Source organism: Flavobacterium sp., from assembly GCF_035456085.1.
Classification (GTDB): Bacteria; Bacteroidota; Bacteroidia; order Flavobacteriales; family Flavobacteriaceae; genus Flavobacterium.
This window is the reverse complement of record NZ_DATIDY010000103.1, coordinates 1-14,109: the sequence shown is the minus strand read 5'-3', so window position 1 is coordinate 14,109 and position 14,109 is coordinate 1. Positions and strand designations below refer to the sequence as shown.

15 protein-coding genes, 2 tRNA genes and 1 rRNA gene are annotated in these 14,109 nt (G+C 31.4%); 2 read left to right on the top strand and 16 right to left on the bottom strand.

Annotation, left to right across the window (positions count from 1 at the left end):
* Window positions 1-107 precede the first annotated feature (107 nt).
* The 13 genes from tssD (VLC96_RS07960) to VLC96_RS07900 all read right to left on the bottom strand — a co-directional run bounded on the left by tssD (VLC96_RS07960) (window position 108) and on the right by VLC96_RS07900 (window position 9,883).
* Entirely contained in the window at window positions 108-503 is a 396-nt protein-coding gene (tssD, locus tag VLC96_RS07960; RefSeq protein WP_325261944.1) for a type VI secretion system tube protein TssD, read from the bottom strand.
* 156 nt (window positions 504-659) lie between these two features.
* Window positions 660-1,046: a type VI secretion system tube protein TssD gene (gene tssD, locus VLC96_RS07955; RefSeq protein WP_100844623.1), complete on the bottom strand. Its 387-nt coding sequence runs from the start codon at window positions 1,044-1,046 to the stop codon at window positions 660-662.
* Window positions 1,047-1,204: 158 nt separating this feature from the next.
* The gene (locus VLC96_RS07950; RefSeq protein ID WP_325261940.1) at window positions 1,205-1,636 is read right to left on the bottom strand and encodes a GPW/gp25 family protein; all 432 of its coding nucleotides are present in this window, start codon (window positions 1,634-1,636) and stop codon (window positions 1,205-1,207) included.
* Window positions 1,637-1,648: 12 nt separating this feature from the next.
* Complete coding sequence (locus VLC96_RS07945; RefSeq protein ID WP_325261939.1) at window positions 1,649-2,362, bottom strand: hypothetical protein; 714 nt, start codon at window positions 2,360-2,362, stop codon at window positions 1,649-1,651.
* A gap of 65 nt (window positions 2,363-2,427) precedes the next feature.
* Complete coding sequence (locus tag VLC96_RS07940; protein ID WP_325261938.1) at window positions 2,428-2,955, bottom strand: hypothetical protein; 528 nt, start codon at window positions 2,953-2,955, stop codon at window positions 2,428-2,430.
* A 100-nt stretch (window positions 2,956-3,055) separates the two neighbouring features.
* Window positions 3,056-4,426 carry a DUF5458 family protein gene (locus VLC96_RS07935; RefSeq protein ID WP_325261937.1) on the bottom strand — a complete coding sequence of 457 codons (1,371 nt, stop codon included), beginning with the start codon at window positions 4,424-4,426 and terminating at the stop codon, window positions 3,056-3,058.
* Between the two features lie 19 nt (window positions 4,427-4,445).
* Entirely contained in the window at window positions 4,446-4,895 is a 450-nt protein-coding gene (locus VLC96_RS07930; protein ID WP_325261936.1) for a hypothetical protein, read from the bottom strand.
* Window positions 4,896-4,946: 51 nt separating this feature from the next.
* The gene (gene tssO, locus VLC96_RS07925; RefSeq protein ID WP_325261935.1) at window positions 4,947-5,459 is read right to left on the bottom strand and encodes a type VI secretion system TssO; all 513 of its coding nucleotides are present in this window, start codon (window positions 5,457-5,459) and stop codon (window positions 4,947-4,949) included.
* Between the two features lie 24 nt (window positions 5,460-5,483).
* Entirely contained in the window at window positions 5,484-6,653 is a 1,170-nt protein-coding gene (locus VLC96_RS07920; protein ID WP_325261933.1) for a hypothetical protein, read from the bottom strand.
* Window positions 6,654-6,822: 169 nt separating this feature from the next.
* A complete protein-coding gene (locus VLC96_RS07915) occupies window positions 6,823-7,305 on the bottom strand; it encodes a hypothetical protein (protein WP_325261931.1) in 483 nt (160 codons plus the stop codon).
* Between the two features lie 31 nt (window positions 7,306-7,336).
* The gene (locus VLC96_RS07910) at window positions 7,337-8,311 is read right to left on the bottom strand and encodes a TssN family type VI secretion system protein (RefSeq protein WP_325261929.1); all 975 of its coding nucleotides are present in this window, start codon (window positions 8,309-8,311) and stop codon (window positions 7,337-7,339) included.
* Window positions 8,312-8,313: 2 nt separating this feature from the next.
* A complete protein-coding gene (locus VLC96_RS07905; protein ID WP_325261927.1) occupies window positions 8,314-9,258 on the bottom strand; it encodes a type VI secretion system baseplate subunit TssG in 945 nt (314 codons plus the stop codon).
* Window positions 9,245-9,883, bottom strand: coding sequence for a C40 family peptidase (locus VLC96_RS07900; protein WP_325261925.1), 639 nt, complete (start codon window positions 9,881-9,883; stop codon window positions 9,245-9,247). Before VLC96_RS07900 ends, VLC96_RS07905 begins: the two co-directional genes overlap by 14 nt.
* Before the next feature lie 272 nt (window positions 9,884-10,155).
* Between VLC96_RS07900 and VLC96_RS07895 the strand changes: the two genes are divergently transcribed.
* A complete protein-coding gene (locus tag VLC96_RS07895; protein ID WP_325261924.1) occupies window positions 10,156-11,208 on the top strand; it encodes a PKD domain-containing protein in 1,053 nt (350 codons plus the stop codon).
* Window positions 11,209-11,214: 6 nt separating this feature from the next.
* On the top strand, window positions 11,215-13,668 hold the full coding sequence (locus VLC96_RS07890) for an ATP-dependent Clp protease ATP-binding subunit (protein ID WP_325261922.1): 2,454 nt from the start codon (window positions 11,215-11,217) through the stop codon (window positions 13,666-13,668).
* 94 nt (window positions 13,669-13,762) lie between these two features.
* On the opposite strand, the gene VLC96_RS07885 is transcribed toward VLC96_RS07890, so the two are convergent.
* From VLC96_RS07885 to rrf, 3 genes are all read right to left on the bottom strand, one after another.
* Window positions 13,763-13,848, bottom strand: a tRNA-Leu gene (locus VLC96_RS07885).
* 7 nt (window positions 13,849-13,855) lie between these two features.
* Window positions 13,856-13,928, bottom strand: a tRNA-Phe gene (locus tag VLC96_RS07880).
* Between the two features lie 64 nt (window positions 13,929-13,992).
* Window positions 13,993-14,102: ribosomal RNA gene (rrf, locus tag VLC96_RS07875) — 5S ribosomal RNA — on the bottom strand.
* Window positions 14,103-14,109 lie beyond the last annotated feature (7 nt).

Here is a 14,109-nt window from a genome sequence, read left to right as displayed (position 1 = left end):
CTTCAAATCATAATAAACAACATTTTGAGTAAAACTCCCAATGGTTATCTGTACTTGTTCTGAAAAATGTGCCATGATAATGTCTGTTTTTTAGTTAGTCCTTACAATTAATCTAAAGCAATCCAATTATTAGAGAACTTAGCATCTCCAAAAGTCAATTCTTTAGCTACCAACTCCATTGTTATTTTCATTGGAACTTCGGTAGTACTTGTAAATTGTTCATCATAACCAACACAAAATGCTTTAGTAAACTTAAGTTCTTTCATTTTACTTAAAGCATCTCTTCTATAAAAAACAATTTTACCATCTTTAGTCAAATCACTATTTAACATCCACGATAAAAAATTGCTGTTTTGACTGGCTTCAATTACCATTTTTATGACACCTCCTTTTGCATTTCCTGTAGGCTTGCTTGTAGTATCAATTCCCTGTTTGAAGCTTATGTTAAACTCAAGAACATTATATTCTTCGCCATCTATATGTAATTTGGATAAAAAACTCATTTGTAGATTTATTTTTATAAGTTAAAAAGTAGTATTTCGAAGGATACTGCTTTTATTTGATTTAAGGAATTTTTAAAATTAAACAAAAAGGAAGTCCAATTAATAGACTTCCTTTAATAGTTTAAAACTCATTTAAGATTAATGAAGTCAAATTGATTATACCCAAGCATTATCAAATTCTCCTCCACCCATCGAAATCTTGCGAGCAGAAATCATAAAAGTCTCCGTTAAAGGATTCTCACTGTTATGATCAAAGTTCTCTTTGTACTTAACCATGTAAGCTTCTGTAAACTTCAATTCTTTCAAAGTAGCGTTAGAATCACGTTTGATGAATTTTACTGACCCGTCTTTTCTTTCGAAATTATTAGTCATCCATTCGAACAATTCTGTGCTTCCTGTTGATTCAACCTCAATCATGATTCTACCTCCACGTGTTACCGTAGATGGACGCCCTGAAGCATCTGTTTCCTGAGCTAAATCATAACTTACGTTTAATACTTTGTAATCCTTTCCGGCTACTGACAATGATGTTAAAAACGACATAATGTAAAATTTTAATTATTAATTTATTTATTTATAATGTAAATATATAAATAAAATCTTATTTAAAAATATTTTTTTGTAAAAATTTATTTATAATATTAAAATATCGATTTATCAAATAAAAAAAAGGTAATTCTTACATTATTGCAATAGAAAATTTATTTGTATGATAATGGTCCAACAAAAAAGTAGCCTCTAAAATCAAAATTCCTATTGGTGCTTTTGATTGTCGCCTCAATTATGATGTCAACCTTCTTTTTGGCTCTATTTACATCATCAACTACATACATTGTCTCGGATAGTTCTACCATTAGCTCATTTATTTTTATTCTTTTTTCATGAAAAAGCAGTGATTGTTTCATTGTTTTAGAAATGATTTCCTTTAGTGTATTTTCATTCATCAAAAGATCAAAATCAATTTCCCAAATCCTCGAACCGAAAGTCTCATCAAATTTGCATTCTCCAAATGTTGTAGTTGCTAACAGTATAATTTGTTGGGCTATCGAGTGTTCAATTGAGGTTTTTTCTAATTCCTTTTTTTGAATAATGCCATTAAAATCAATAGGTAGTTTGTAAAAAGCTCCTTTCATTGCATTTGTATTTTAAATATAAATCAACCTGTCAATTAGTCCCTGTTTATTTGTTTCGATTGCTTTTGAAACCTGCTTTCGCTTGATTATATGCAACCTTACTATTGGCGTCAATTTCAAAAGCTTTTCTCGATATAAAATATCACCTATAAATCTTTGTCCTTTATTTTTATCTACAATAACAAAATAACTCGTTCCCTTTTCAACTATAAGCGTATTTATATCACCTGCAAAAAGCTGTATTTTCTGCTGCTCTTTTTCAAAAGTATAGGTGAGTTTTTCGTGGCTTAATCTTCTATACTTTGAAATATTAAATGTTTCTATTTCTTCTTTTAAAGGCTCAAAAGGAATATTCTCAAAAAGAAAATTCTTTGGAGCTAAAAATTTTAAGCCCAAAAAACTCCACAAACCTTTTTTGGCAGTTTGTTCTTTATAAAAAAAAGTGTCACGTGTTACCTGGTAGATTTCTTTTTCATTGGATTTATCATCCGAAACAATCATCTGATAAGTCGGAACTTCAACTTCTGCTGGAATTTCTACGCCTTTAAAATGCGTTTTTAAATACACAGACCCCGTTTGCTGTTCAGAAATCACTATGCTTATAGTATGGGTGTTTAAAACTGAATCAGTTCTGACGATGGTTTTTCCTTCTCCGTTTCCTGCATAAAAAACAGAACCATCATTCTCTGTAAGTCCTAATGAAAGATTTAATTCCGGAAATGGCATAATTGGTGTTTTTTAAAATTTTAATGGTAAAGCTAATTTCAAGCTTGTTTTTTCAGACCTATTTTCTATCTTTTTTTCTTGACTTTATAGAGTTTTAGACAATGCAGATAAAATTTTATATTCTGATTGTCTTCTTCACTTGGACTGAATTCATAATCTTTTTTTAGGGTAAAAAACTTTATGGTATTAATTGAATTTGCCTTCAGTTTTTTAATATCTTTTCTTGTGAGTTCTAAAGCTGCTGTGCCATCACAATTTACTTTGTATGTATTTTTTAACAGGTACATATCTCCATTTTTAAAATAAAGTTCCAACGGCTGTTCCTGTTTCACACAAACATTATCAGTAAAAATTTTAAAATATAAATAAATACTGTTTCTTCTTTTACCTAACTGAAAAACGGCATATTCGTTGTCTTCATTATATACACGGAGTAAAATTGGTGCCGCGCTAGCAAATAACTTTCCTGAAAGCAATAAATCATTTTGAGAAATGGGGCAATTAAGGGTGTCAATCGGATTTATTTTTTGGGCTTTTATCGAATTTGTAATTGAAAATAATACGATTAAAAGTGAAATTTTAAGTGCTTTCATGAATTTGAATTAATTGGGTTTACCATTCAAAAGATCAATGTTTTGTTTAAAAAAGGAAACACATTTTTAATATGTGCTCCCTTTTAAATTTAAGATGCAATTATTTTTGCTCGTAATCGGTATCCCATTCTGTTCCATCATCTCCTTTATGTCCATCCATTTTGATAAGGAAGTTTTTAGCGGGAAAATAAGGTTTCATGTGGATATCCATATAAATTCTGTCTTTCTGAATTGGATCCTGTTCGAATCTGCGAATTTCAAAATTCTCAATCAATTTGTCTGGACCTGTAATACCATCAAGGAAACTAACGATTTGGTTCATGATCTCTTTACGTGTTTTTGCCGTAAAATTTTCGAAAGCGCGACGGTTAAGGAAATCCATTAGTACCTTTGTCACATAATCAAAAACACGAACCACTGAATAGGTTTGCAGTCCTAAATTGTCTCCGCTAAATAATGTTTTTGCAGAAAATGCCATTACTTTTCCATACTCGTTTACCATTGGAACCAATCCTAAATTTTCAAGATTGGCGATTTCACTTTTCTTAAGATCGAATTTAACACCGTCAACCTCATTGATTCCTCCAAATTTTTTACCGGCGGTAACTTGAGACATCAAAGTTTTATAAATTTTCCCCGCAAGTGCTGCTGATGGAGCGATGTGTAAATCTTCAGTTTCCCCAATTTGATCAAATCTTCCGCGGCCTACCAACCAATTACAAGTCATGATTACATTTGAACGATATACATCTCCACCTGTCAAAGAAGCAGCATCAAACATTTCCATTACATCATCCGGTTCATCAAGATGTTCGAAATCGGTAACCAACATCACTTTATTTTCATGTGCTATTTTTGCCCATTTTTCAATTACTTTATTAGAACCTAAATAACCCGGAATTACCAAAATTCCGTAATTGTTTTTAAGATCTAAACGATCGTAATTATCTACTAATTCCGAGTGAATTGCATCAATAAAACGAGTATTGTCTAGATCTTTCAATTGCTCAATATCAGCATTTACGATGGTAACATTTTTGACTTTATCTGTTTCAGTGTTCTTAAAAAACAAAGCAATTGTTCTGTAAGCAGCTTCAATTTCTCTAGTTTCTTCAACAGCTTTAGCTAAATTCTTTTTCAGCAATGCCTCAGATTCTTTGCATTTATCTTCACTTTGTGCTACCATGTCAGTCAAAGCTTCATTGCTACTTAAAACTGATGCCCATAACTCTAAAGTTTTCTTAAGAGTTTCTCTCTCTTTAGCTTTATTAACTTCTCCAAGGAAAATTTTTCTTCTTGCTTTTCTATCCGGATTAAGATTCTGAACTCCTTCAATTGCCATTTCAAATAATTCAAACCCACCATATTTAGCGAGTTTTTCAACATTCTTCTCAATTGAAGTTCCTGTTACTTTACGTTCTAATACTGCTGTATCTACACCGTTCTCTTTATATGCTTCTTTAGTTGACATTTATTATCTTTTTAGTTTCTTATTTATTCTCTTTTAACTCATTAATTAGCGCATCAAGACTTTCCAATAAAGCTTGTTTAGCTTCGCCATCTTCCAGAGCCGCTTTCAATATTTTATTGGATTTCAACTGACGGATAATTTTTTGATATTGATCTTTTTCTGTTTCTAAATCAGATAAAAAACTGCTTTGTGACGTGATTCCTTTAACGCCAAAATCTCCTAAATTCTTAAAGCTTAAAGCTTCAGTTTTTGTAGCTCCATCAGCAGTTTCAAAATTTACTTTTACTTGAGGCTTGAAATGTTCAAAGGTCTTTTCTACACTTGTAATCCCTTCAACCAATTCAGGTTTTACAGGAGCATCAACAGTTAATTTTTGAGCAACTAGTGTTCTGTTTTGAGGGATTGCGCTAATCGCTTCGTCGGCGTCTAATTTTACTTCATTACCTCCAATTCCATAGTTTGATAACATAATTTTAATTTTTTAAATGGTTGTTTATTAAGTTTTTACTCTGATTTCTATTTATTGATTTTGATAAATCTGACGACAGACATCTAAATCTCTACTTACTTTTTCCAATTCTTCTTTGTACGTTTTGGCCGACTGGTTCAAACTGTCAATTAAATGCGAGTTATGGGTAAGGCTTCTGATTTGTTTTTTATAATCAATGATATTTTTATAAGCCAAAATCACATTGTTGTATAGCTTTTTATTTTCGGTGGTGTCTTTCGGAATTTTTTGATACATGTTGGCTATCATGACATTGGCCAGACGTTGCTGAAAATCATTATCAACTTTAGGTGAATTGATAGAATCAATTGTCATTCTTATACTATCGATTTTTACCGAAAAATTAGTTTGATAATCATATTCTCTTTTCATCATTTCATTTTCTGCTTTTAGCATTTTATTTTCTGCAACCGGCATATAAAAATTGAATGAAACTGCAATTAGCATAACGGAAAAAGTCAGAATAAAGGCAATTAAAAAAGCGACAAAAGCTTTCTGGCGTTCCTGTTTGTTTAATACTTCCATAATTTATTTTACTATTTTATTTTTTTAATCTTTTATAAAGAAACCGTGTCTTTTCGGGTTATGAATAATGTCTTTTTTATCTGTTTCGGCTACAAATAATTCGATACTTTCTTTTTTCTTGCCTATATAATCGAGTTTGTTGAGTGTTTCGAACAACCTTTCTATTCTGGACAATGCTTTCATTGTTAGAGTTGCTGTTTTATCAATATGTACATGGTCATAGCCGGCATTGATTAGTGATGTGAACAATATTTCGAGATCTCCTTGAGAAATACCACACCATTCAGCAAAATAATTAAGTAATTCTTCTTTCCCTGCACCTGATTTTGAATCGATAAAATTTTTCATCACTCTTGCAAAAGACACTACTGTACTCAACATCATTGCCGGATGTTGATGCAATGCAAACCAACGAAACTGCGTCAGCGTACTTCCTAAATAATATCCTGTATTATCTGCTAATTCCATTACTGTCTGAGCCAACAATCCTGTTTGCTGAATTCGGTTGATTTTTTGAGAAATTTGTACCGAATAAATTTCAATTTGCCCAAAAGAACGTGCGATTTGCGCGTGCATATCGACTAATTTTGGATGACAAGCAACGGTAACTGAAGACGGGATGTAATCTTCATCCAAAACGGTTGTATCACCTACCAGAACTTTCCCAATTGCCAGATAAAAACCTCCGTATCCTATTCCTGAACGGAATTCTTCTGCTTTAATTAAATGAAGATTGTATTCAGGAAGTGTATATGGATATCTTGGAGGAACTTCATCCGGATCAGGTTCTCCAAATGGAATCCTCTTTTTAGAATTAACCGATATACAGGCCAATAATTCCAACTGTTCTCCATCTTTTATTTCATAGGTTTCTTCAGGATAAGGAACCTGAAGATCTATTGTATCTGTATTGCTTTTACTGATTTCAATTCTCGAACCATTTGGAGTAATTGCGTGACATTCTTCTACTCGAACACGCAGTAATCTATGGTTATCAATGCCTAAAGTAATCTTTGTAGACTCTTTATTTTGATTTCTGGAATCTAATAATCCGTAACTCAAAGGCGTGGTATGGATCCCAATTGCATCATTTACCAATTCAGAAACATTATCCTGCATTGCTAAAAAATGATTCTTGTTTATCTTCATCCCATCGATCCAGTTAACGGGAAAATGACTTAATTTTTCTATCATAATTTTTTATATCGTTTTTATTAAAATGGCATTTATTGATTTCCTTTCTATTTTCCCTGTTGCCTTTAAAGCAATGCTTCAAAAAATGTTTTTCTTTAGTATTTGTTGTAAAATTTTTCTGGTTAAATAGTAACAATGGTGCGCGCTAAACCCTTTTTTTGAGAGGAATTTATCCTTTAATCGTTGATTTGGGATCATTGTTATTTATGTAAATATCTGCTCTATTAATTTCGAACAGATGATATTTATTTCTATCCGTTGCAAGCCATTTTACACTCACTTTCATTTCTATAATATCAATTTCATCTCCAACTGTCGTTGTGTATTGTACTTTATAATTTTCATTAAGTCTTTCTGGTAAAAAAGGCAATCTATAATTATTTCCTAAGATGACTTTCGTTAGCTTTTTCTTTATTTCTTCATTTGTATTACCATCATTATTTTCTGGAGCTAGAATCAAAAATTCTAAATAACTTTTAAAATCAGCTTCAATCAAATCAGGAATTTCGCAATATATATTGTGATATCTTCTGAGTTCACGAGAGTCTGCACCAAGTTCACGAGCTACACTTTCCAGAGTATCTCCCTTTCTTATCCTGTAAGTACGGTGCTTGTCGTAAATCGCTTCTTTAGACTCTACTCTATACTTCATTCTACCTAAACTATTTTAGAATTAATAGATATTAATTACTTAATTCTAGTTGTTTTTCTTTATTTTCAGATTTTAGTTCGAACATAAAATCATCATTACTCTTATCCTTTTTGTTCAATTTGATTTCTTCTTTTTTCTGTCTTTTACAAATAATTATCGAATTTTCGGTAATACCGTTCATACCCAAAGTATATTTGGCGTCAACATATTTAGCTGTTTGATACCATTTAGGCTGTAAAAAGAAAACCCAATTACAGTTTTCACCATTGTGTTTTAATTCAATTTTACTTTCTGCATTGTGTTCATTATATCCTGAAACTGTATGATAGAACAATGCTCCAAAATCAATTCGAACAGGGCCTTTTGACCTAATAGAAGTATATTCAGTACTGTCAGGTTTTTTTTGAATTAATAAAGTTATAAGCAGTAAATCCTTCATTTCAACATTCTCAATTTCAGGAAAAGGATTTTTTCTTTCTGGTATTTTCCACGTAACATATTCTTTAGGAGGTATCTGCATCATATAATTAAAAACTGCATAAACACCTGTTGGTACTATAAATACCAAAAAATGAGAGCAAATCAAAAAAGTCAGTACAATTCCGTTTAAAGCGGTATAAATAATTACAAATAAAACACTTGAGTAAAGTGTAACCAATAATGAAAACAATAATTCGATACCTACAACACCTTTTAGATTAAACTCGTTGAAGTACCATCTATATAAGTAAACATTTAGGATTCCGAATAACAGTGATGCTATTTGATAAAAAAGAAACTCATCCGATAACTCAGTGAACAATTTATTATATCCCAAAAAGCCAACTAAAGCATAAAGAAGAACAAAAGAAAAAAGATAGATGTAAAATTTTCTTTTAAACTTTACTGCAAATTCTTTTATCTTATCGCTAAATACCATTGTAAGAATGACACTGAGAGCGATAATCACAACTAAAAATACGATAAGCCTAACATCAATAAGGGCTGTTAAATGTTTTTTTACCATTTTTAAATTCGTGTTGTATACCCTAACACAGGTTGTTTATTAAAATTAAATTCTTCGGTTTCTGCGTTCATTAATAAAACAATCTTTACTTCTACTTCCATCGGGAAAAAGTGTTCGCAAAAACTGTCAATAAATAGCTGTATTTCACCATTGTTTATGTAATCGCCAAACGGCTTATTGGTTATTGGGCCAATCTTTAAGGTTAAATTCAGGGAATAGTCCATATAATTTTTTCCGCTAATGAAATCAACTCCCAATCTGTTTTCACCCAACTTAATCTGTTCGTTTTCTTCACTATATTCTTTAGAAGTTGTTGTTGCATATCTCACTTTTTCCTCTATAATATTAGACAAGCAACGACAAGCCAAATCTATATCTCCAACTATTTTATAAGCGTATGGCAAAAGCTTAATGAATTTAGAAACCAATACTGTTGGAAAAATAGGTGGTAATCCCCAAAAATCATAGAAGAATTCTAATGGTTTACTCTCGTTTAGCTTATAAAAAAAATCCCTTTCAACACTTTCTATTTTTGTTCGATAATGAAAAATCTCATTCTCAAATGGAGCAAAAAAATCACGGGCCTCGGCTTCCTGCTTTTTCTGGTGCTTATGCTCGCGAATCATCTGCTTTACTGATTTATCGGCATTATTTTCACTCAAACTGTGAACAATACCTTCAGGAAGCGCATCATAAATGCTATCTCTTGATAATTGTATATTTATAAATTCTTGTCTGTTATAATTATCATCTTGAATTGTAGCTGCCAAAATATCACTTCTATAAGCTCTTGAGAATTGTCCATGATTAGAAATCATAATTTCATCTTGCTGAACATTTTTACTCTCCAAGAGTTCATTGGCAATAACTTCGGCTCTTATGTCATAAGAAATATTTTCTATTTCGTATGTAAGCTCTTCAAGACTATTTTTATTATTTCTTTGCATCTTCATTAATTCGTCCAGCGCCTATATAACGCAACTGAAAATATTCGTCATTGAAATTATATATCGCCAAACCTTTATTGGTACAAGCCAAAATTCTATCGTTATGCAAATACAATCCTACATCTGATATTGGGTGGTCTTTATCATATCTAAAAAAAACTAAATCACCTTCAATAAGAAAAGTTCTTCCTGTGAAAATTTGAATAGATTTAGATTTCCACATTCCCACGGGGTCTTTTGGTAGCGTAACTTTATAGACATCACTATAGAGCGATTGCAGAAAATAAGAACAATCAATTCCTTTTTTAGAAAAGCTTTTTTCTTTGTAGGGCGTATTTATCCATGGATCGATATACGAATATAATTTGTAGTTTGTAATTTTATTAGGCATTACCGCAAGAATAATCGAATATTTTTCTTTTAATACCAAAATATCGTCTGCTAAATTTTCCGAATTATCATTAACTATTATTTTATTATCCAATCCTTTTTCTTTTATATGGGATTGTTTTTTTAACAATTCTAAAGAATAATCATATTTAAAAGGTATTTGAGCAATATAATTTTGTGCATTGGAATTAATACACAAAAACAAAATCAATATTAATAAGCCTACCTTTCTCATAATATTTAAATACCTCTATTCTTTTTTAAATAAATAAATGTCATTTTTCACTACTCGCAGTTACAATAAACAATGAATTACTTACATTAACGATGCAGAATTTATTTACACTATCCATTGTTTGCTACAAACGTAATAAATATTTTTGTAAGAATAAAAATTATTTTTGTAATATTTTTGTAATAATTTTAATATTTTTAAAATAAATAAAATTACTTTTGTTTTATTTATAATAGAAATATCTGACTTTATTTAAACATTAAATACATTATATGAATAAAACGAATATTGATATCAGGGTTGTTCTTTTCTTTGCTATTTTATTATTAATTGGGGTGATAATTTTTGCAATACAGTTGTTTAATCATGTTGATTGTGATGATGCTGAATTTTATGTTTTCACAGATTATTCTCAAACGGATGAGTCAATAGAATTTTATGACAAAACTCCAAACGCAAAGTCTTGGAAATGGGATTTTGGTGATGGGTCTGAAATTGATATAAGAAAACATACTTTTCATGTCTATAAAAATCCTGGTAAATATTATGTCACCTTAACAATAAATAGTGATTGCGGACACACAAAAGAAATCAGCATAAAAGATAAAAATGTTGCTGATAGATTAGGTACTCCTAAAATTATTGTCCCAAAAATTATCACCGTAGGACAACCCGCCTATTTCAAATCGGTTTCAGAAGATGCCAAAACTTGGGAATGGGCTTTTGGAGAAAACAAAAGTATTGATGAAACATCACCTGATCCGGTTTATAATTTTTCTACTTCTGGTGAAAAAACAATTACACTGGTTATAAATGGAGATTTTAGCCGAGTAGCTAAAAAGGTAATTTATGTACATCCAAAAGTTATAAAAAAGGTTAATCCATTAGATGTCACCTCCTATGTATATGAGAAAAAAGCGGAAGCCTTTGAATTGCCAAGAGGATCAGTAAAAAAAGATCCGCTGGAAGAAATGCTACAATATGTTCCGGTGGCCCCAAAAACAAAAACTGTCAAAGACAGTACAATTGCAATTAAAAAGGTTCCTAAATTATCCGAAGATCAATTTGAGGTTTTATTGACCAAAGTGGCCGAAGGAAGCAAAGTAAAAGATGACTTTGCAGAATATTTATGCGATGACTTGGATATTCCGATTGTAAAAAATGATTCTGATTTATTGACTTTCTCTGAATTATGTGCTTCCATTAAAGGAAAAAAAATAAAAATAGAATCGATACGCCTTAAAAAAGACAAACAAAACAATTGTATTAAAGGTGTAAACATCAGTTATAAAATTAAAAAATACTTGATCTGGACTAAAGATTAATAAGTCATGAAAGAAAAAAACGTTTTCAGCACAGAATTATTGAGTGCTCTTGAAATTGCCAAAAAAATTGCCAAAACCAATTCGAATAAATATTACTCTGCGTCACATTTACTCAAAGCCATTTTAAACAGGGATTTGTCTCTTTTAAAACAACTGGAAATGATGGGGAAAGACGTTTATTATCTTGACGAATGGGCTGAAGTCCGAATGGAGGAAGAACCAAAAACTACTCATGTCCTTGATGCCGAACCTAGCGATTTGATCGATGATATTATCAAAGAAGCCGAATCGGTAAGAGTAGCTTTGAATGAAGATGAAATTAGTGTTTATGCAGTTATGGTAGCTCTAAGTTCACCGGGAGTCGGCTTTAATTTTGATCAGATGAAAACTTATCCTATTTCCCGAAATGAATTATTGGATGATCAAATAGTTATTCCTCACAATGATAGTGGTACTAAGCAAGAAATAAAAAAAGGCTTTTTAGGCAAATACTGTATTTATAAAAATCTCGAAAAAAAGAATAAAAGAGTTATTGCAATTGGTAGAGAGACCGAATTAAATACAATAAAGGAAATACTTTGCCGATTTTCAAAGCCAAACGTATTACTGATTGGTGATCATGGAATAGGTAAATCCATATTAATTGACACATTTGTTCAAAATGTAATTGCAAATCAGGTTCCAGACGCATTAAGTAAAGTGCAGCTTTTTGAACTTGATTTATCAAGTTTGATTGCCGGGGCATCCTACAAAGGCGAAATCGAAGACCGGCTAAAAAATTGTATTCAGGAGCTAAAACACTATCCAAAAGCTATTCTTATAATAGAAGAAATTCACACTTTATTGGATAAAAATGGTGGTGATTCCGGAGTTTCAAATATTCTAAAAGGGGAATTGGCAAAAGGTTTAAATATTATTGCCACTTCCACTATTGACCAATATACCAAGCGAATTGAAAAAGAGCAAGGGTTATCAGGCATGTTCGAAATTGTAAAAATGGAAGAATCAGATGATCAGACTTTATTCAGAATGATTAGAGAGTCTATCAAAACCTATCAGGAACATCATAAAATACAAATTGATGATGAAACAATCTCTGAATCCATCAGATTGTCAAGAAGATATTTAAAAGAAAAAAGCTTACCTGAATCAGCCATTAACCTTATCGATCATACCATGTCGGTATTGAAAACCTCAGGTGAGACTTTTTTAAAAGAAAAAAAATCTATTCTCGATAAATTGAATCTTTTAAAGAAAAACGAAACGAATTTATCCGAAGAACTATTACTAAAAGAATGCAATTGGTTTCTAATTGATTTAATCAATAAAACTTCTTTTTTGATGATCATAGAAGAAGAAAATCAAAGAAACTCTTTTGAAACTTCCCAATCCATTATCAATTATATTGAAAGTTTAATTAATTCTCTCGAACAAAAGGCATTAGACAAACGTGTACATATTGAACCTATTGACTTATCACTAATTATTGCTAAGAAAACAGGAATTCCCGTTGGAATGCTAAAGGAAGATGAAAAACAAAAACTCAATAATATTGAGGAAGTTTTAAACAAAAGAGTTATTGGACAGAACCATTGTATCACTTCTGTGGCAGGTTCTATTTTAGAATCTAGATCAGGATTGAGCAAAGCCGGTCAACCAATTGCATCATTCTTTTTTTTAGGACCCACAGGAACTGGAAAAACGGAATTGGCAAAAAGTCTAGCCGAATTTCTCTTTCAGGATGAAAATGCAATTATCCGATTTGATATGTCTGAATTTAAAGAAGAACATTCGGCAGCTTTACTTTATGGAGCTCCTCCAGGATACGTTGGCTATGAAGAAGGTGGTTTATTGGTTAATAAAATAAGACAAAAACCTTATTCTATTGTATTATTTGATGAAATAGAAAAAGCTCATGCTTCTGTATACGATGTATTTCTTCAAATAATGGACGAAGGAAAATTACATGACCGCTTAGGAAAAGAAGGCGATTTCTCCAATGCTATCATCCTTTTTACCTCAAATATTGGAGCAGACCATATTGTAGAAAAATTCAATAAAGGTCAAATCCCGAGTTCCTCATCTTTGATGGAAATTATGGGAAATTATTTTAGACCTGAATTTTTAGGACGATTAACCGAAATTGTACCTTTTGCCCCTATCAGTAAAGAAAATGCCCTAAAAATATTTGAAATTCATCTTAAAAAAGAATTCATGGATTTACTTAAAAATATTAATATTTCTGTAGAAATTCCGCTAGAAGTCAAACTCTATTTAGCAGAAAACGGATATAATGCTAAATATGGAGCAAGACCAATAAAAAGCATTATTAGAACTCACTTAAGAAGACCATTAGCAAAAAAAATAATTGCAGGAGAAGTTAAAGACGGAGATAAAATGGTTGTTGTTATTGAAAATGATGAAGTCAAATGGAAAAAAGGGAACAAATTATTTGCTTAATCCCGAACTTTTGCAATTGATCCCATTTTACACATTACCAAAAAGGAATAACAAAAAAATGAGATAAATAACAAAAATTATTTATCTCATTTAGTACTCAGAGCGGGACTTGAACCCGCACGAACATTGCTGTTCACTGGATTTTAAGTCCAGCGTGTCTACCAATTTCACCATCCGAGCATTAAAGTGGTACCTCCAGGGATCGAACCAGGGACACATGGATTTTCAGTCCATTGCTCTACCATCTGAGCTAAGGTACCTAATACTTTATTAAATATTGGTATAAAAAACCCTTCATCATACTGATGAAGGGTTTTTAAAAAAGAAAGGCAGCGACATACTCTCCCACATAACTGCAGTACCATCTGCGCAGGCGGGCTTAACTACTCTGTTCGGGATGGGAAGAGGTGAGCCCCGCCGCAATAACCACCTTAAGGTTTT

Excerpts from the sequence above, each read along its gene's own strand:
- VLC96_RS07905 (WP_325261927.1), bottom strand. The coding sequence starts at position 9,258 with ATGCAAAGAAATAATAAAAATAGTCTTGAAGAGCTTACATACGAAATA.
- tssD (WP_100844623.1), bottom strand. The coding sequence starts at position 1,046 with ATGTCGTTTTTAACATCATTGTCAGTAGCCGGAAAGGATTACAAAGTA.
- VLC96_RS07945 (WP_325261939.1), bottom strand. The coding sequence starts at position 2,362 with ATGCCATTTCCGGAATTAAATCTTTCATTAGGACTTACAGAGAATGAT.
- VLC96_RS07920 (WP_325261933.1), bottom strand. The coding sequence starts at position 6,653 with ATGATAGAAAAATTAAGTCATTTTCCCGTTAACTGGATCGATGGGATG.
- VLC96_RS07890 (WP_325261922.1), top strand. The coding sequence starts at position 11,215 with ATGAAAGAAAAAAACGTTTTCAGCACAGAATTATTGAGTGCTCTTGAA.
- VLC96_RS07915 (WP_325261931.1), bottom strand. The coding sequence starts at position 7,305 with ATGAAGTATAGAGTAGAGTCTAAAGAAGCGATTTACGACAAGCACCGT.
- tssO (WP_325261935.1), bottom strand. The coding sequence starts at position 5,459 with ATGGAAGTATTAAACAAACAGGAACGCCAGAAAGCTTTTGTCGCTTTT.
- VLC96_RS07900 (WP_325261925.1), bottom strand. The coding sequence starts at position 9,883 with ATGAGAAAGGTAGGCTTATTAATATTGATTTTGTTTTTGTGTATTAAT.
- VLC96_RS07895 (WP_325261924.1), top strand. The coding sequence starts at position 10,156 with ATGAATAAAACGAATATTGATATCAGGGTTGTTCTTTTCTTTGCTATT.
- tssD (WP_325261944.1), bottom strand. The coding sequence starts at position 503 with ATGAGTTTTTTATCCAAATTACATATAGATGGCGAAGAATATAATGTT.
- VLC96_RS07910 (WP_325261929.1), bottom strand. The coding sequence starts at position 8,311 with ATGGTAAAAAAACATTTAACAGCCCTTATTGATGTTAGGCTTATCGTA.
- VLC96_RS07935 (WP_325261937.1), bottom strand. The coding sequence starts at position 4,426 with ATGTCAACTAAAGAAGCATATAAAGAGAACGGTGTAGATACAGCAGTA.
- VLC96_RS07940 (WP_325261938.1), bottom strand. The coding sequence starts at position 2,955 with ATGAAAGCACTTAAAATTTCACTTTTAATCGTATTATTTTCAATTACA.
- VLC96_RS07930 (WP_325261936.1), bottom strand. The coding sequence starts at position 4,895 with ATGTTATCAAACTATGGAATTGGAGGTAATGAAGTAAAATTAGACGCC.
- VLC96_RS07950 (WP_325261940.1), bottom strand. The coding sequence starts at position 1,636 with ATGAAAGGAGCTTTTTACAAACTACCTATTGATTTTAATGGCATTATT.